Here is a 21,571-nt window from a genome sequence, read left to right as displayed (position 1 = left end):
AATGGGAGACGTTATTGATATATATGGTTTATCACCTTTGCAAAAAGGAATACTGTTTCATACTTTATACGATCAAGATGATGAATATTCTTTTTCCTATATTGTACAAGTAGGTTTCTTGCTCGGGGGGCAATTGGATGTTGCTACTTTTGAAAAAGCTTGGGAATATGTTATTCAACGACATGAGGTTCTGCGCTCAGTATTTGTTTGGGAGGAAGTAGAAAAACCTCTACAAGCAGTTTACGAACGTCTTCCTTTTACTATTCATCAAGAGGATTGGAGTACCTATTCGCATGAGGAGAAGGAGAAGAAATTACACCAGTTTTTGACTGCAGATCGTAGCAAAGGATTTTTATTGGATGAAGCACCATTGATGAGAGTCACTGCGATTAAAGAAGCAGAAGGGGAAACGAGAATTATTTGGACACATCATCATATTTTACTAGATGGATGGAGTGTGTCATTGGTCTTTAGTGAAGTGATGGAAGTTTATCTCAAGATGATAAAGGGAGAATTGTTGAATCTTCCTAAATCTCTTCCTTATAAAAAATATATCCAATGGATAAATAAACAAGATCAAAGTCAAGCAGAGGAATTTTGGAAAGAAGAATTAAAAGGGTTCTATGCACCTACTCCATTAGCAATGGAAAGAAAGGATCAAGGACAAGAGAAGGGTTATGGGGAGTTTGCTTATCAAGTATCTGAGGAACTTACTGAGAATTTACAAGAGTGGGTACGAAATAGTCGATTAACGTTGAATACGTTAGTACAAGGTGCATGGGCTTATTTGATGAGTAGGTATAGCGGTGACAGTGACGTCGTATTTGGCGTAACTAGCGCTGGACGTCCTACTGATTTAATAGGAGCAGAGAATATGGTGGGGCTATTTATTAACACATTGCCTACCAGAATTCGATTAGCGGATAATACATCAGTAGTAGATTGGCTTCGTAAAATACAAATGAAAGAAATGGAACGAAGACAGTATGAGTATAATTCGTTGATAGATATTCAAGGCTGGAGTGAGGTTCCGCGAAATAGCTCCTTATTTCATACCTTGTATGTGTTTGAAAATTATCCAATTCAAGGTGAGAGAAATGATGATTTAAGATTACTAGATGTTACAAGCACGGAACAAACAAATTATCCTTTAACACTCATTGTAATGCCCGGTAAGAAAATTACTTTAAAGTTGATGTATGATCGAAGCTATTTTAATGAAGAAGCAATAAATCGGATTCAGAATCACTTATTGCAAATATTAATTCAGATGACGAAGAGCCTAGATTCAAAACTATTTGAAATTACTCATTTAACAGAAGAAGAACAGATACAGTTACTAGAGGAATGGAATCATACTCAAGTTAATTATTCGGCTGAAGGCATGATTCATACGATGTTTGAGGAGCAAGTTAAAAAAACACCGGAAGCAATCGCGGCTAGTTACGAAAATGAACAAATTACCTATAAAGAGTTGGAGAAGCGTGCAAATCAGCTAGCTCATTATTTACAAAAGCATGGTGTAGGCCCAGAGTCTCTAGTTGGGGTATATATGGAACGTTCATTACAAATGATGATAGCGTTATTAGGTATTCTAAAATCAGGAGCAGCGTATGTTCCACTTGACCCTACTTATCCAGAGAGTCGACTTCGATATATATTAGAGGATGCTGGAATCGAAGTACTAGTGACGGAAGAGAATTCTAAAAATTTGTTTGTATCTGAAAATATTGAAACGATTTGTATGAATAAAGATTATACTGCAATTGAAAAAGAAGAAACAACCCCATGTATAAGTGGTGTAACAGGAGAAAATTTAGCGTATGTTATGTATACTTCAGGATCTACAGGGAATCCAAAGGGAGTAATGATTGAGCATCATTCAGTAATTAATTATCTAGAATGGATGCAACATAAATATCCGCTCTCTGAAAAGGATGTGGTCTTGCAGAAAACGCCATTCTCATTTGATGTCTCTGTTTGGGAATTGTTTTGGGGCATTCACGTTGGTGCAAGTGTATCTTTCCTACCTCCAGGTGGAGAAAAAGATCCTTCTATTATAGCTGAAGTGATTAAACAACATCAGGTTACTATAGTTCAATTTGTACCTTCGATGTTATCTGTTTTCTTAGATCACTTCAATCATATTGAAATGAACATGAATTGTTCGTCCGTACGCCATGTATTTTCTGGTGGAGAAGAACTAAGTTCAGGGTTAGTTAGACGATTTCAACAGAAATGGAATTATAGTGGACAAGTGAAATTAACCAACTTTTATGGACCAACTGAAGCCACTATTTATGTGAATGCATTTGATATTCAGCCTAATCAAGAATTTGTTTCTATTGGGCAGCCAATACAGAATACGCAATTATATGTATTAGACCAAAATCAACGCTTGCAATCAATAGGAACTGAGGGTGAGTTATATATTGGTGGTGCTGGTTTAGCGCGTGGATACTTAAATCGTCAGAATCTTACTACTGAAAAATTCATTTCGCACCCATTTCGATTGGGGGAACGACTATATCGAACAGGAGATTCAGTAAGATATCTAACTGATGGAAATATAGAATTTATAGGTAGAATGGATCATCAAGTCAAAATGCGTGGTTTTAGGATTGAATTAGGAGAAATTGAAGCCACTTTAGAAAAATGTTCGTTTATTAAAGAGGCTGTCGTATTAGTTAGAGAAGATCGTCCAGGTGATCAACGATTGGTTGCATATGTAATAAGCGATGGAAATACCCAAGAGTGGAGAGAGTATTTACAAAACCAATTACCGAATCATATGATTCCAGCGCACTTTATAGAGTTAGAACACTTCCCGCTTACTCCGAATGGGAAAATTGACCGAAAGGCCTTGCCAGCACCTGATGAGCAAGCTATTGAAGATTTAAATGTGCTACCTCGGACGCCATCGGAAGAGCTTATTGCCTCGGTTTGGAGCCAAGTGTTAGGAACAGAAAATATTGGTATTCAAGATTCCTTCTTTGAACGTGGTGGGCACTCACTACTTGCTACTCAAATTGTCTCTCGATTGCAAGAACTGTTCCAAATTAAAATTCCATTACGTGAACTTTTCAAGCACGATACAGTGGAAGCATTGGCGAAACGGGTGGATCAGTTACGAAAAGAAGATAAAAAACGAGAGGTTGCTCCCCTTGTACCTATGAAACGAGAAGAAATTATCCCACTTTCCTATGCGCAGAAACGTCTATGGTTTATTGATCAATTAATGCCAAATAGTGCTATGTACAATATTCATGCAGCGTGTCGCTTAACAGGTGAATGGTCAATTGAAGCATTGGAGGCCGGATGGAATCAATTGTTGGAGCGTCATGAATCATTAAGGACGATAATTCTAGAACAAGAGGGTGAACCTTTTCAACAAGTTCAATCTCATGTATTCAGACATATTCCTCAAACGAATCTAACAGATCTCTCTTTGGAAGATAGGGAAAGAGAAATGAAACGGCTCATTCAAAACGAAGCTGAGGAACCATTTCATTTTGGACAAGATCCTCTGATTCGAACACGAATATTGAAAGTGGACAGGGAAGAATGGATTCTCATTTGTACGATGCATCATATTATTTCAGATGGATGGTCAATGGGAATCTTACTTGAAGAATGGATGGCTTTTTATGAAGGAGCATTAAGCGGCAAACCGGCGGAATTGAAGGAATTATCTATCCAATATGCAGATTTTGTCATGTGGCAGAAGGAATGGCAAAAAGAAGAAAATTTGAATCAGCACCTTCAATATTGGAAGGAAGAATTATCTGGGGAACTACCGGTTTTACAATTACCGATGGATCGTCCTCGACCTGCAGTTCAAACCTATCGTGGTGCAAGTCAGTCCTTAATAGTGGCGAATTCCCTACAGGAAAAGCTCAAAGATTTAAGTCTGCAAGAAGGATGCACTTTATTTATGACATTGATGGCAGCGTATCAAAGCTTCCTTTCTCGTTATACAGGACAGGATGACATCTTGGTTGGAAGCCCAATCGCTAATCGAAATGTGAAAGAGATTGAGGGATTAATAGGTTTCTTTGCAAATACGTTGGTTTATCGAGCTGATTTCAGTGAAAATCCGTCGTTCCAAGAACTTTTGTCGCAGGTAAGAAAAAAAGCACTAAAAGCATACGAGTATCAGGACATCCCATTTGAGAAAGTGGTAGAATCCGTAAAGCCGGAACGGAATACAAGTCATTCACCAATATTCCAAACTATGTTTACTTTACAGAATGCGAAGCAAGAATTTCCTCAGCTATCTGAAAGACAAATGGAACTCATGGAAAGCCATGCTTCTGTAGCGAAATTTGATTTGAGTTTATTTGTTACTGAGACGGAAGAAGGATTATCACTAACCTTTGAATACAATACTGATTTGTTTGATGATACAACCATTGAACGTATGGCAAGTCATTTTGAGCATTGGTTAAATCAAATTGTCTCTCATCCAAAAGGTGTATTATCAGAACTGAATATGTTATCGAAAGTAGAATATAAGCAACTACTAGAGGAATGGAATAAATCGCGTGTTATAGATATGGAAGAAAGTACGATTCATACAATGTTTGAAGAACAGGTGAAAAAAACACCAGAAGCAATTGCAGTAGTGTGCGAAGATGAAGAACTAACATATCGAGAGTTGGACGAACGCTCGAATCAGTTGGCACATTATTTACAGAAAAATGGTGTAGGTTGCGAATCATTGGTTGGGATTTGTGTTACACGTTCATCTGAGATGATTGTAGGCCTCTTAGGAATTATGAAGGCAGGAGGAGCATATGTCCCAATTGATCCAGTGTATCCGGAAAGTCGACTGCAATACATTTTAGAGGATACTCAAATAAAGGTACTGGTGACACAGGAAAAGTTACAACAAAAAATGGTTATACCTAAATTCGTTGACGTGATTTGTATTGATCGTAATCGAGCAGAAATAGAACAAGAAGTAACTACGGTATGTATGAGTGAAGTGACGGGCGATAACTTAGCCTATATTATCTATACTTCAGGTTCCACTGGAAATCCAAAGGGAGTAATGATTGAGCACAGGAATACAGTAACAATGATTCATTGGGCGCATCGCACGTATTCCCGAAAGGAATTAGCGGGAGTGTTAGCTTCAACTTCGCTATCTTTTGATTTATCCGTTTTTGAATTATTTGTTCCCTTAACGATGGGTGGTAAGGTGATTGTCACTGAAAATGCTCTACATCTAGAGAAGTTGTCTACCAAAGGTGTAACTTTGGTTAATACTGTGCCATCGGTAGCGAAGGAACTGGTTCGAGCAAAAACAATCCCTTCTTCGGTAAAGGTGATGAATTTGGCTGGAGAACCATTGCCATATTCGCTTGTTCAAGATTTATACGAGAGAAGTACAATCGAAAAGGTGTACAACCTATATGGACCGTCCGAAGATACTACGTATTCCACGTATATGGAATTAGAAAAGGGTGTCATGCATAGGGTACCACCAATTGGTAACCCAATATTCAATACAGAAGTATATGTACTAAGTGCCGAACAAAAAATGGTTCCAATTGGTGTAGTTGGTGAGCTATACATTGGTGGATCAGGGTTAGCACGTGGATATTTAAACCGCCCTGACTTAACGCAAAATCTTTTTATATCGCATCCGTTTAAAGAAGGAGAGCGAGTATACCGGACTGGAGATCTAGTAAGGTATTTACCAGATGGAAATTTGGAGTATGTTGGACGAATTGATCATCAAGTAAAAATTCGTGGGTTCCGGATTGAACTAGGAGAAATTGAAGCGGCATTACAAAGGCATATATTAGTTAACGAAGCTATTGTAATGGTGCGGGAAGATTATCCTGGCGATCCACGTTTGATCGCCTATGTTGTAGGAGACGGGGATGCTCAAAAGTGGCGTGATTATCTCAAGGATCAACTACCAAATTATATGATTCCATCCTATTTTGTTGGATTAAATGCATTTCCACTCACTCCTAATGGCAAAATTGATAGGAAGGCTTTACCAGCACCAGAGAAGCAGGAGATAGCGAGTTGTTATATTGCCCCTCGTACGTCTACGGAAAAAACAATTGTTTCGATATGGCATGAAGTTTTAGGTATGGAAAACATCGGAATTCAGGATTCGTTTTTTGAAATTGGTGGACATTCATTACTTGCTACGCAAGCTGTTTCCAATCTTAAAGAGGCTTTTGAAATCGAGATACCATTGCATGATTTATTTATGTTTCATACGGTGCAGCAATTGGCAGAACAGATTGATCAATTGCTCGATAACAAAAATCAAGAAATGCAGAATGATAGTAAGGAGAATGTAAGTCTTCAAGACTTTATTCAAAAAGAAGCAGCAGTCAGTAATGATGAAGAATTACTAGAACTGCTTAAGCAATTAGAAGATCTATCAGAGGAAGAAGCACATGGGATATTCGAGAGTAATTTGATTGAGGAAGGGGTAAAAAAATGAGAAGTGATTTACTTGCAAAGCTGAGTTCACTTTCTCCTGAGAAGAGAGCATGGCTTCAGAAGCAAATGCAAAAAAAGGAGAATAAAGAAGCACTCCCGTTGTCTTATGCGCAACAACGTTTGTGGTTTATGGACAGATTTAACCCAAACAGTTCTTTATATAATATTCCAACAGTATGGCATCTAAAAGGAAATTGGATACCTGAAGCATTAGAGAAGGGATTCAATCGACTCATTGAACGTCATGAATCATTACGAACTGTTTTTAAAGAAGTAGGAGAAGAGCCTGTGCAACAAATTCTCGAATTTCTTCCTAGAGCATTACCTGTAAGGGATTACTCTCAACTTCCTCTAAAAGTAAAAGAAAAAGAGGTAGATAGTTTAATTGCGAGAGAAGCGCAAGAACCATTTGATTTAATGAATGGTCCTTTAATTCGTAATCAGCTTGTTCAATTAGAGAAGGATGAATGGTTATTACTGTGTACGATGCATCATATTATTTCTGATGCTTGGTCCATTGGTATATTCATGAATGAATTACTTGCTTTCTATGAAGAAGAAATGGGTGGAAATCCTGCTAAATTAAGTTCATTATCCATTCAATATGCAGACTTTGCGAAGTGGCAAAAGGAGTGGTTGCAAGGTGATGTGCTAAATCGTCAGCTTACGTATTGGCAGGAAGAATTGTCTGGTGAGCTTCCTATCTTACAACTGCCAGTGGATCGACCTCGGCCGGTTAAGCAGACCTACTCTGGGGCTACGCATCATGTGATTTTTCCTTATAAATTGCTCAGTCAATTGAAGGATATAAGTCGACAAGAAGGATCTACTTTATTTATGACTTTAATGGCCGCATACCAGAGCTTTCTTGCTCGTTATACGGGACAAAAAGATATTCTAGTTGGTAGCCCGATTGCAAATCGGAACCATAAGGGAGTAGAAGGATTAATTGGTTTCTTTGTTAATACGTTGGTTTATCGATCAGATTTGAGTGGCACCCCTACTTTTCGGGAGATTTTGAACCAAACAAAGAAAAAGGCGTTAAAAGCATACGAATATCAAGATATCCCATTTGAAAAAGTGGTAGAAGCTGTGCAACCTGAACGAAGCATGAGTCATTCCCCTATATTTCAGACCATGTTTACGCTACAGAATATAAAACAAGAACGACTAGATTTGCCTGATAGAATTATTGAAATGGTAGAAAGTAATATGTCTATTGCTAAATTTGATTTGAGCTTAACTGCCTATGAAGTGGAAGAAGGTCTATTCGTCTCATTTGAATACAACACGGATTTATTTGATAGTAGTACCATTGCGCGTATGGCAGGACATTTTGAGAACTGGCTAAATGAAATCACGTATCATCCAGATGAATCATATACAAAGCTGTCAATGTTATCGGATACTGAGCAAAAACAACTCCTAGAAGAATGGAATGATACGGACGTAGTTTATGGTCATGATCGTATGATTCATGAGCTATTTGAGCAGCAAGTTGCACGGACACCTGATGCAGTGGCGGTAGTTTATGAGGGTGGAAAGCTAACGTATCAAGAACTGAATGAAAAATCGAATCAATTGGCACATTTTCTACAAAAACGAGGTATCGGACCTGAATCATTGGTTGGTATATGTATTGAACGTTCTCCTGATATGATTATTGGTCTCTTTGGGATTTTGAAGGCAGGTGGGGCTTATGTCCCACTGGACCCAAGTTATCCCGAAAACCGCCTAAGATATATTTTGGAGAATTCACAAATTCAAGTGCTGTTAACAAAAGAAACACTACAGGACTGGTTACCTAAAGATATTCAAGCAATTTGTTTAGACCGGGATCAAGTGATGATTTCTAAAGAGAGTAATTTAGCTCCGGTAAGTGGAGTAACAGCAAATAACTTAGCCTATATCATATACACTTCGGGTTCGACAGGAAATCCAAAGGGGGTAATGATTGAACATCATTCCGTTATCAATCGCCTACAGTGGATGCAGAAAAAATATCCATTGTCCGAGGAGGATACAATCCTACAAAAGACACCGTTTTCGTTCGATGTTTCTGTCTGGGAATTATTTTGGTGGTCATTTGTAGGAGCACGTGTTTGTTTACTTCCACCAGGAGGAGAGAAAGATCCTGCGGTGATTGAGGAGTATATTGAACGATACCGTGTATCCACCATGCACTTTGTTCCGTCGATGTTATCTATTTTCTTAGATTATATGGAACTATATAATTCGAAAAGGGATGTCTCGTCTTTAATTCAAGTTTTTACTAGTGGAGAAGCGTTAAACACTGAGCAGGTTCGCCGGTTTAAGGGGATCTTTTACAATGTTCAGCAAACAAAGTTAATTAACTTGTATGGTCCTACTGAAGCAACTGTGGATGTGACTTATTACGATTGTGATTTAGAAAAAGAACCAATGCTTATTCCGATTGGTCGTCCGATTGATAATACAGAGTTGTATGTGTTAGATCAATATCAACAAGTCGTCCCGATTGGTGTGGCAGGGGAACTTTACCTTGGAGGAGTAGGATTAGCACGTGGCTACTTCAATCGACCGGATTTAACTACTGAACGTTTTATTCCGCATCCCTTTAAGGATGGGGAACGATTATATCGAACGGGTGACTTGGTGAGATATATGAATGATCGTAACTTAGAATATATTGGAAGAATAGATAACCAAGTTAAAATTAGAGGATTCCGAATTGAATTGGGAGAAATTGAAGCAGCTTTACATGATCACTCATCTGTAAAAGAGGCAGTCGTGTTGGTGAAGGAAGATCGACCAGGAGATAAGCAGTTAATAGCTTATGTAGTGGGTGAAGGCGATACTGGGGAGTGGCGTGAATATCTCAAGAAGCAACTGCCACATTATATGGTTCCGGCATACTTTTTCAAAATTGAAGGTATGCCACTCACTCCAAATGGTAAGGTGAATCGGAAAGCCTTACTGGAATTAGAAGAACAGTTCATAAGTGAAGATATTACTTCATCACGAACACCAGTGGAGGAGCTTATCGTTTCCGTTTGGAGCCAAGTGTTAGGAATAAAAAATATTAATGTTCAGGATTCCTTTTTTGAAATCGGTGGTCATTCACTACTAGCTACTCAAGTAGTTTCACGTTTACAGGGAATTTTTCAAATTGAATTACCAGTACGTGAACTATTTGAATATACAACGGTGGAGTCACTGGCAAAGCGATTAGATCAGTTACGTAAAGGAGATAAAAAACGAGAGATTCCGCCGCTGATACCAATGAAACGAGGAGAAGCTATCCCACTATCTTATGCCCAACAACGCTTATGGTTCATTGATCAATTTACACCTAATAGTGCCCTTTACAATATACCAATGGTATGCCGCCTTACAGGGAATTGGCTACTTGAAGCATTGGAAACGGGATGGAATCAACTAATAGAACGTCATGAATCACTGCGGACGGTCTTTCACGAAGTGAACGGTCAACCCGTACAGCAAATTGAACCGTATGCTTTTCAATCAATTCCGAAACCGGATTTAACTATGCTTTCTTCTGAAGACCAAGAAGAAGAAGTTAAACGTTTAATTCAACAAGAAACAGAAGTGCCATTTGATTTAACAGAGGGTCCATTAATCAGGACAAGTATTTTGCACGTGGGAGAGGAAGAATGGATACTCCTTTGTACTCTACATCATATCATTTCAGATGGATGGTCAATGGGAATCCTACTTGAAGAATGGATGGCATTTTATGAGAAAGCAACGGATGGAAAGGTAGCGGAACTTGAACCATTACCGGTTCAATATGCCGACTTTGCTCAGTGGCAAAAAGGATGGCTAAAGGAGGAGGTGCTTGATCAACAACTCCAATATTGGAGGGAAGAATTGTCTGGGGAGCTTCCTGTACTCCAACTTCCTATGGATCGCCCGCGTCCCGCAATACAAACTCATCACGGGTCGACATACACTCTGGTTCTGCCAGGCACGCTACATGATAAATTGAATGAACTTAGTCGAAAAGAAGGGGCTACACTCTTCATGACGCTTTTAGCTGCATATCAAAGTTTTCTATCTCGTTATACGGGACAAGAAGATATCCTGGTCGGAAGCCCAATTGCGAATCGGAATTATAGAGAAATTGAAGGACTAATTGGTTTCTTCGTTAACACGCTGGTTTATCGAGCTAATTTAAGTGGTAGACCGACATTTCAAGATGTACTATATCAGGTTCGTCAAAAGGCATTGAAGGCGTATGAATATCAAGATATTCCATTTGAAAAAATTGTAGAAGTTGTGCAACCGGAACGAAGTACAAGTCATTCGCCAATCTTCCAGACTATGTTCATCTTGCAAAATATGAAACAAGAGTTTCCGATGTTATCTAGTAGAAGTATTGAAATGATAGAAAGCCATAGTCCAATTGCAAAGTTTGATTTAAGTGTAATGGCAACTGAGACGGAAGAGGGATTACTTTTTACTTTTGAGTACAATAAGGATTTATTCAATGCTACTACTATTGAACGGATGGCAGGACACTTTGAGAAATGGCTACATGAAGTTTCTCATCGCCCACAAAATCCGTTGCATGACCTGAGCATGCTATCGGAACCCGAACGTACTTTGTTATTAGAAACATGGAATGACACTGTAATGGAAATGTCTCATCAGGGTCTTATTTGCGACAGATTTGAGGAGCAAGTAGCAAGGCGTCCGGATGCGATTGCGGTAGTTGATCAAACAAAACAGTGGACTTATGGTGAACTGGATACACAAGCAAATCAGTTGGCAAATGTTTTACGGCGAAAGGGAGTAGCCCCAGAGTCAGTGGTAGGAGTTTATCTTCCGAGGTCAGCTGAGCTAATGGCAAGTTTACTGGGCATTTTAAAAGCTGGTGGAGCTTATGTTGTTTTAGATCCGTTATATCCAAAATCAAGGTTAGAATACATGATTGAAGATGCAGGAATTCAATTTGTAGTGACGGCGGAAGGACAAGAAGGACATTTCGCACACATCGAAATGGTGAGGTTAGAAGAACTAACAGTGGAAAGCGTAATCGCACCTACACGTCAAATAAATCCAGAGAACTTAGCCTATATTGTTTATACCTCTGGTTCTACAGGAAAACCGAAGGGGGTCATGGTTGAAAATCGCTCATTAATGAATATGGTTTCTTGGCATCAAGAAGTTTATCATATTTCAGCAGAGGATCGTGCGACTCAGATTGCAGGGGTTGCTTTTGATTCGGCTGTCCAGGAGATTTGGCCGTATCTAACTGCTGGCGCAGCACTCTACTTGTCAACAGAGGAACTGAGAATTAATCCAGAAGCACTAAGGGACTGGCTCATCGATTCACGAATAACAGCTAGCTTTGCACCTACGCCTATTCTGGAAAGGCTCTTGAAATTATCTTGGCCAGATAAAACGGATCTTCGTTTTATCATTACTGGTGGGGATCAATTAACGCAGTACCCATCTAACGATATTCCTTTTGCGGTAATTAATCAGTATGGTCCATCGGAAAATACCGTTGTTACCACAGATTGTTATGTACCTGTAGGAGTGACAACAGGTACGCCATCGATTGGTCGACCGATTGCGAATACAGAAGTTTATGTGTTAGATTCTCATCTTCAGCTAGTACCAATTGGTGTAATTGGAGATCTCTATATTGGAGGGAAGAGTCTTGCACGTGGATATGCTAATCGTCCGGATCTTACAAAGGAAAAATTTATTCCACATCCTTTCAAGTCAGGAGAACGTCTCTATTATACAGGAGACAAAGCAAGTTATCTTTCTGATGGTAATCTCCAGTTCCATGGACGTATAGATGACCAAGTGAAAATTCGTGGTTTCCGGATTGAATTGGGAGAAATAGAAGCTGTTTTGCAGGCGCATTCTTCTGTGAAAGAAGCTGTTGTATTGGCGCGAGAGGATAATCAAGGTGATAAGAGATTAGTAGCTTATGTAGTTGGTGAAGGAAGTGTCCATGAATGGCGAGAACATCTACAAACACATTTACCTAATTACATGGTTCCAACAAACTTTATTGAGATGGAATTTTTACCACTTACACCGAATGGAAAGCTTGATTTGAAGGCATTGCCTATACTTAGTGAACAATCCGCTGAAAATACTGTATACCCAAGAACTCCGCTGGAAGAACTTATTGCTTCAGTGTGGAGTCAAGTGCTAGGAATAAGAGACATTGATGTTCAGGATTCTTTCTTTGAGCTCGGTGGTCACTCTCTACTTGCTACACAAGTGGTCTCACGCTTACAGGAAGTCTTTCAAATCAAATTGCCAGTACGTGAACTGTTCGAATATTCAACGGTCGAGGCATTATCGAAACGAATAGATCAGTTACGTAAGGGGAGCGAAAAACGAGAAATTCCACCATTGATGCCGATGGAACGAGGGGGAAATATTCCACTGTCTTATGCCCAACAGCGCTTATGGTTTATTGATCAATTTGCACCTAATAGTGCACTTTATAATATGCCAATGGCATGCCGTCTTACAGGGAATTGGTTACCTGAGGCATTGGAGTTGGGATGGAATCAGTTGATAGAGCGTCATGAATCTTTGCGGACTGTATTTTATGAAGAGGATGGCCATCCTATGCAGCGGATTCAACCGTACGTTTTCCGTCCGCTTCTGCAAATGGACTTAACTAAGCTTTCATTAGAGGAGCGAGAAAGAAAGTTGGAGCAATGGATTCAAACTGAAGTCGAATCTCCATTTGATTTAGAAAAAGGGCCATTGTTCCGTGGGAAACTCATAAGAATTTCAGAAGAAGAATGGGTTCTTCTGTGTAATATGCATCATATTATCTCAGATGGATGGTCGATGGAAATCTTACTTCAAGAATGGATGGCATTTTATGAGAATGCGATTGGTGAAAAACAAGCAGAGCTGGAACCACTACCAGTTCAATATGCAGATTTTGCTCAGTGGCAAAGAGAATGGTTGAAAGATGAAGTACTAAATCAACAGCTTGCATATTGGAAGGAAGAATTATCTGGTGAGTTACCAGTCTTAATGTTGCCAATGGATCGTCCGCGTCCGCCAGTGCAAACCCACCATGGATTAACTCATAATGTGCTGTTGTCACGCTCATTACTGGATAAATTAAACGAACTAAGTCGTCAAGAAGGGGCAACGCTTTTCATGACCTTATTGGCATCGTATCAAAGTTTCCTTGCTCGTTATACGGGACAAACGGATATTATTGTTGGCAGCCCAATTGCAAATCGAAATTATCGAGAAATTGAAGGATTGATTGGTTTCTTTATCAATACATTGGTTTATCGAGCTGATTTAAGTAATGCACCGGCATTTCAAGAGTTGTTGTCTCAAGTGCGGATAAAAGCATTGAAGGCATATGAGTATCAAGATGTTCCGTTTGAGAAAATTGTAGAGGTTATCCAACCTGAACGAAATACAAGCCATTCTCCGATTTTCCAAACCATGTTTACTTTGCAAAATACGGGACAGAAGCTACCAGAACTACATGGAAGAAATATAGAAGTAATGGAAAGTAATGCTCCAATCGCTAAGTTTGATTTAAGTTTAACAGCTGCAGAAGTGGAAGAGGGTTTATTACTTACTTTTGTTTATAGAACTGATTTATTTGACAGCTTAACTATTGAATCCATGGCTGAACATTTTGGAAACTGGTTGAATGTAATCGTGGAGAATCCTGATAAATCATTAGCTAAGTTGCCTATATTATCAGGATTACAGCAAAAACAGTTGGAAGAGTGGAATAATAATGCTGTAGCATATCTACGGGAAAGTACGATTCATCAGTTGTTTGAAGAGCAAGTAAATCGTACACCTGATGCGGTAGCAGTGGTAGATGAAAAACAGAAGTTAACGTATCGAGAGCTGAATGAAAAAGCTAATCAATTGGCCCACTATCTTCAGCAATGCGGAATTGGGAATGAATCATTGGTTGGACTTTGCTTTGAGCGTTCAGTTGAGATGATTGTTAGTATTATGGGGATTTGGAAGGCTGGAGCAGCCTATGTTCCATTAGACCCATCATATCCAGAGAGTCGTCTACGATATATTTTGGAGGACACTGGAATTCAAGTATTAGTTACGAACGAGTCATTGGAAGACTGGATACCTAAAGAAATCAAGATAGTTTGTCTAGATAGGGATCAAGCAATGATTTCACAAGAAAGCATTCTTTCACCAAAATGTGAAGTAACAGGAGAAAACTTAGCGTATGTTATCTATACTTCAGGATCAACGGGGAATCCAAAGGGTGTCTTGATACAGCATCATTCTGTACTAAACTTGTCGCATGGTTTACAAAAAGAGGTTTTCGAACATGAGATACCATCTAACATGCATGTCGGTTTAAATGCGTCAATTGCCTTTGATGCATCTATCCAGCAATTACAAATGCTGCTTTATGGTTCAAGTTTGTATATTATTCCGAATGAAGTACGAAGTGATCCGGAGCAGTTTGTAGCTTATATTAGGGAGAACAAGTTAGAAATCTTTGATATAACACCTTCATTGCTTCAATTACTTATAGATGCCGGATTGTTAGAAACGTGCGATGGCGTTCATGTTCCAAGTAAGGTACTGGTTGGTGGTGAAGCAATTATGCCGTCATTATGGGAACAGCTAGTAGAGACTGATAAAATACAGTTTTATAATGTATATGGTCCTACAGAATGTACGGTTGATGCAACATGCTATCATATCAAAAAAGATAGTAAGAGAGTAACAATTGGGCGTCCATTGCCTAACGTCCAAACTTATGTATTAGATAGTAATAGGTTGCTAGTTCCAGTTGGTGTGATGGGGGAACTTTATATCGGAGGAGTAGGTCTAGCAAAGGGGTACTTGAATCGTCCAGAGTTAACATCCGAACGATTTATTTCTCATCCATTCAAAGAAGGCGAGAGGTTATATAGAACAGGCGATCTTGTGAGATATCTTCCTGATGGTAATATAGACTACTTAGGAAGAATGGATAATCAAGTGAAGATTAGAGGATTTCGAATCGAACTTGGGGAGATTGAGTCGACTTTACAAGAGCATGACTTGGTAAAAGAGGTAGTTGTAATAGTTAGGGAAAATCAGTCGGGAGATAAGAGGTTAGTAGCTTATGTAGTGGGCGAAGGTAGTGTAGAAGAATGGCGAGAGTATCTTAAAACAAAACTGCCAATCCATATGATACCTTCCTACTTTGTCGAAATGAAAGAATTACCGCTAACCATAAATGGAAAGGTTGATCGGAAATCGTTACCTATACCAGATTATCAAGGAATACAAGAAGGCTACGCAGCCCCAAGAAATGAACGTGAACATAAGCTTTCTATCATTTGGGAACGTGTGCTAGGTTCAAAACGTATTGGTATTTATGATAACTTTTTTGAAATTGGTGGAGATTCAATTCTTAGCATTCAGATTGTCTCTCGCGCAAAGCAAGCTGGTTTACAGTTGACACCAAAACAACTATTTGAACACCAAACGATTGCTGAGTTAGCGCAAGTAGTCAAAGAAGAACAAGGTGTACAAGCTGAACAAGGAATTATAACTGGAGAGATGATACTTACACCTATTCAGCAAAGGTTTTTTGCGCAAAATCATCCTAATCCACATCATTGGAATCAATCCATGTTCTTTAGAACGAAAGAAAAATTGGACATAGGATCACTGGAAAAGGCAGCGCGTAACCTTCTACTTCATCATGATGCCCTGCGTTTAAGATATGAACGTTTACCTAATGGGACTTGGGAACAGTGGAATGAAGGAATTGAAGAACAATTGATGCTGACTGTCATTTCATTAGACGAAGTGCCGGAAGCGGATTGGCATGAAGTTATTCAAAAAGAGATTAATGTTGCACAAGAAAGATTGAATTTACATGATGGTCCTTTAATGAGAATGGTGTATTTTGATGAAGGTGAGGAGACTGGTCGATTATTTTGGACAATTCATCACTTAGCCGTGGATGGTGTTTCTTGGCGGATTTTATTGGAAGATTTGCAAACAGCATATACGCAAGCGGTCCAAGGGCAAAAAATTCAATTACCTATGAAGAGTACATCTTTTAAAGAATGGTCGGAGAAATTACAACATTACGCTCAAACTGGAATATCAAAAGAAGTGCTACATTACTGGGAGCAGCAGGTTGAACAAGACGTAGTTATACTGCCAGTAGATGGTACTATAAGTAATCCAGTAAGCGCAGTAACTGAGGAAATTACTGTGGTGTTAAACGAGAATGAGACCCGTATGTTATTGCAAGAGACTTTAAGCACTCACCGTGTCCAAATCAATGAAGTATTATTAGCAGCATTGGTACAAGCTACAGCAGCATGTACGGGGCAGCCGATATTAAGCGTAGATTTAGAGGGACATGGTCGAGAAGAGATTATTGAAGATGTTGATTTATCGAGAACCGTGGGATGGTTTACAAGTATTTACCCAGTTCATTTAAATATTACTAATGCTAATACGCCAATTGCAGCATTAAAAGCAGTTAAAGAACAAGTTCGCAAAATTCCTAATAAGGGTGTTGATTATGGGGTGTTGCGTTACATGAACACAACAATGTGTGAGCCATTAAGCTCCCAATATACACCGTCTATTAGTTTTAACTATCTTGGACAATTTGACCAAATGTTTTCTAGCGATGCAATGTTTATTCCAGAGAACGAATTTAAGCGTTTAGATCATGCTGCCGGTTCCAAGCGATCGCATGTAATTGATGTAATTGGGGTTGTAACGGATGGAAAACTTCAGTTCACTTGGGTATACAATGTTGGACAATTTGCCAAATCAACGATTCAAAGTATTGCACAGAATATGCTATATCAACTGAGTAGATTGATTCAATTTTCAGATAGAGAATCTGCACTGACCATTTCGGATTTTGCAATGGCTAATCTTAGCCAAGAAGGTTTGACAAATGTACTAAATAAAATGCATCGTGGAAAGAAAAATCAGATTACTGATTTATATCCACTATCACCTTTGCAAGAAGGTATGATCTTCCACACATTGCATGATCAAGGGGATGAACATGTTGCACCGTATATAGTGCAATTGAGTTTTATGATTCAAGGGGAAATGGATATTCCTACTTTTGAGCAGGCGTGGAAATCTGTAATTCAGCGGCATGAAATTTTTCGTACAGCATTTGTATGGGACGAAATTGAAGAACCTGTACAAGTGGTGTATGAAAATATCCCATTTAAAGTGAACAAAGAAGACTGGCGTACAATGACAAGTGAAGAGATAGAGGAAAAAAGAAAAGTCTTTTTGGCATTAGATCGAAAACAAGCCTTCCAATTTGATAAAGCACCATTGATGCGGGTAACAGTCATTCAAGAAGGTGAGGAAGAATATCGGATTGTTTGGACCCATCACCATATTTTACTGGATGGATGGAGTTTACCATTAGTATTTAATGAATTACTTACAGTCTATCAGAAGAGAATGAATGGAGAAGCTGTGAAGTTACCTAAGTCCTCACCATATAAGAAATATATCCAATGGTTAAGAGAGCAAGATAAGGAGCAGGCGGAACAATTTTGGAGAGGGAAGCTAAAAGGTTTTACTGCGCCAACTTTGCTGGGCTTAGAAAGTAAAGAGGAAGAAAAAGGTTACACAGAGAAGGTTACGTATTTATCAGAAGAGCAGACTCAAGCGTTACAAGGATGGGCGAAACGCAATAAACTTACTTTGAGTACAGTAATTCAAGGTGCATGGGCATATCTCATGAGCCGATATAGTGGAGAAAATGACATTGTTTTTGGTGTAACAAGCTCAGGGCGTTCTACGGAGATTATTGATGTTGAAAACATCGTAGGTCCTTTCATTACAACGTCACCGACGCGAATTCAATTGATGGATGATATAAAATTAATAGATTGGTTGCAGAAGATACAAGAGGAAGAGATAGAAAGAAGACAATATGAGTATGCTTCTTTGACAGAGATTCAGGGGTGGAGTGAAGTTCCTAGAGGAATACCGCTGTTCAATAGTTTATATGTGTTTGAAAATTATCCAGTGAAAGAGGAGTCTTCAGAAAATCTGGAAATTGGTGAATTGGAAGGGGTAGAACAAACCCACTATCCATTAGGGTTAGCTGTAGTTCCAGGAATCCAGTTATCGTTAAAGTTAATGTATGACCGTAGTAAGTTTAATAGAGTAACCATTGAACGAATGCTGGGTCATTTACACCAAGTGTTAATGCAAATGCTCAAAAACATTGATCAAAATCTATCGGAGCTAGTATATATTACGGAAGCTGAACAAAGAAAGCTATTGGAAGAATGGAATAATAATACTATATCCTATCCACGTGAGAATGCAATCCATCAACTATTCGAAGAGCAAGTAAATCGTACGCCTGACGCGTTGGCAGTGGTAGATGAAAAACAGCAACTAACATATCGAGAGCTGAATGAAAGAGCTAATCAATTAGCCCATCATTTACAGAAATGTGGAATTGGGACAGAGTCATTAGTTGGCCTTTGCTTTGAGCGTTCAGTTGAGATGGTTGTTGGTCTCATGGGAATTTGGAAGGCTGGAGCAGCCTATGTTCCATTAGATCCATCGAATCCGGAAAGCCGCCTGCAATATATTTTAGAAGACACGGGAATTAGAGTGTTAGTTACAAATGAGGTATTACTAGGATGGATACCTAAAGACATCAAGACAGTTTGCCTAGATAGGGACCAAGCAATGCTTTCTCAAGAAAGCAAACTTTCACCAATATGTGAGGTAACAGGGGAAAACTTAGCGTATGTTATCTATACTTCTGGTTCGACAGGGAATCCAAAGGGGGCTTTAGTACAGCACCATTCTGTAATAAACCTATCCTATGGTTTACAAAAAGAAGTTTTCTCACATGACATACCTAGTAATATGCGCGTCGGTTTGAATGCGTCAATTGCCTTTGATGTATCTATTCAGCAATTACAAATGCTGCTGTATGGTTCAAGTTTATATATTATCCCAAGTGAAGTTCGCACTAATCCGGAACGATTTGTGTCTTATATTAGGGAGAATAAATTGGAAATGTTTGATATGACACCTTCATTACTTCAATTACTTATAGATGGAGGATTACTAGAAACAAGTGCTGATGTTCATGTACCAAGTAAGATATTAGTCGGTGGTGAAGCAATCATGCCGTCATTATGGAAACAGCTAGTAGAGACTGAAAAAATTGATTTTTATAACGTATACGGTCCTACAGAATGTACGGTTGATGCAACGTGTTATCATATCGAAACAGATAGTAAGAGAGTTACAATTGGACGTCCGTTGCCGAACGTTCAAACTTATGTATTAGATAAAAATTTGTTACCTGTTCCAGTTGGTGTAACAGGTGAGCTATATATTGGTGGTGCAGGTATAGCGCGAGGATACTTGAATCGTCCAGAATTAACAACAGAGCGATTCATCCGTCATCCATTTAATGAAGAAGAGCGTTTATATCGTACGGGAGATTTGGTTCGTTATTTACCTGATGGTAATTTAGATTACTTGAGAAGAATTGATAATCAAGTGAAAATTAGGGGCTTTCGTATTGAACTTGAAGAGATTGAAGCGAGTATAGAGAGGCATCCATTGGTAAAAGAAGCAGTAGTTTTGGTAAAAGAAGCAGTAGTTTTGGTAACAGAGGATAAATTAGGAGAGCAGAGATTGGTTGCTTATGTAGTTGGAGATGGAAGTATGCATGACTGGCGTGAATATCTCAAGACACAAGTACCGAATTATATGGTTCCCGCACACTTTATAAAGGTAGACAAGATTCCTCTTACACCGAATGGAAAAGTTGATCGAAAGGCATTGAACAGTTTAACAATTCAAAGAGAAAATAATTTGTCTACACCAATCATTCCAAGGGATGAAATTGAATATCAGTTGATTAAAATCTGGCAGGATGTGTTACAGATAGAAGATGTCTATGTAAATGATGATTTCTTTAATAGAGGGGGACATTCTCTCCTTGTAATTAAATTGATTTCAAAAATTAAGGAGAAGTTTGGAAAAGAGATTAAGGTGTCTACATTGATTAAGAATCCAACAGTGGAAGGAATCGCATGCCTTATTCGTGATAAGCATGATATGACGAAATCAGTAGTAGCGCTAGTTCCACTACAAGAATCAGAGAAAAGACCTTTCTTCTGCGTTCATCCGTTTATGGGGAATGTATTCTGTTACATTCAACTAGCAAGATTGCTTAAGAACCATTGTTCATTTTATGGTTTACAGAATCCTCTTATAGAAAAGAAAGAAATTGACGAGTTAACTTTGCCGGAAGTAATTCAACTTTACATCGAAGAAATCAAACGTGTTCAGCCAGAAGGTCCATATCGTCTTGGAGGATGGTCTTTAGGCGGTGCAATTGCTTATAAAATCGCAACTGTACTAAAGAATCAAGGTGAGGAAGTTGAGTTGTTGATACTAATGGATACTAAAGTACCTTCAGAGCAGGACTATAAAACAAGAGAAGAAATGCTCTCATATATATATGAGCATTTTATTCCTAGAGATTTTACTGAGCAGGAAGAAGGCCTCATCCATAAACAAGATATGCTTGTGGAGCGATTAATTATGGAGGGAGTACTCCCGCCTGATGCAGATCTTATGAATTTGAAGCAAGTTATCAATGCTCATAGGAAATGCCTGAACTTAATGGCAGAGCATGATTTAATACCATACTCTGGAGAAGTTCTCTACTTTAGTGCTGAGGAAGGAAAAGAGTTGTTTACAGATTGGGGACCTTTATTAAAAGGTAGAGTAAATAGGTATTCAGTCCCTGGATCACATGAGGAAATAGTAGATTCACCTGCAGTTGAAAAAATAGCTATGTATCTACTAAATGAATTTGAAGGAATAAAAGAGAAGTCCATTTTATTAACGGAAAAGTAGAGAGTATAAAAGATGCAAAGCAATGAACGAAAAGGGGAGACCAATACCTGCATATCAAGTGTAGGGAATAATGAATATATTAAGAGCATTACTTTTTAAGGGGATAATGTAAAAAGTAATTGGTAGAGACATAGAAATCTTTGTAATAGAAGCGAATGCCTGATGATATTACTGAGGGAAGGTGCATATTTTCATTGAT

General features: G+C 38.7%; 2 protein-coding genes. Both read left to right on the top strand.

All coding sequences use genetic code 11. The annotated features are described in order from the left end of the window. Position 1 precedes the first annotated feature (1 nt). Positions 2-6,472 carry a non-ribosomal peptide synthetase gene (locus tag MR107_RS08675; RefSeq protein ID WP_242292244.1) on the top strand — a complete coding sequence of 2,157 codons (6,471 nt, stop codon included), beginning with the start codon at positions 2-4 and terminating at the stop codon, positions 6,470-6,472. Continuing rightward, entirely contained in the window at positions 6,469-21,372 is a 14,904-nt protein-coding gene (locus MR107_RS08670) for a non-ribosomal peptide synthetase (RefSeq protein WP_242292243.1), read from the top strand. Before MR107_RS08675 ends, MR107_RS08670 begins: the two co-directional genes overlap by 4 nt. Positions 21,373-21,571 lie beyond the last annotated feature (199 nt).

Source organism: Bacillus cereus group sp. BfR-BA-01441 (genome assembly GCF_022663075.1).
In the GTDB taxonomy this organism is placed as follows: domain Bacteria; phylum Bacillota; class Bacilli; order Bacillales; family Bacillaceae_G; genus Bacillus_A; species Bacillus_A cereus.
This window is presented reverse-complemented; position numbering and strand designations above follow the sequence as displayed.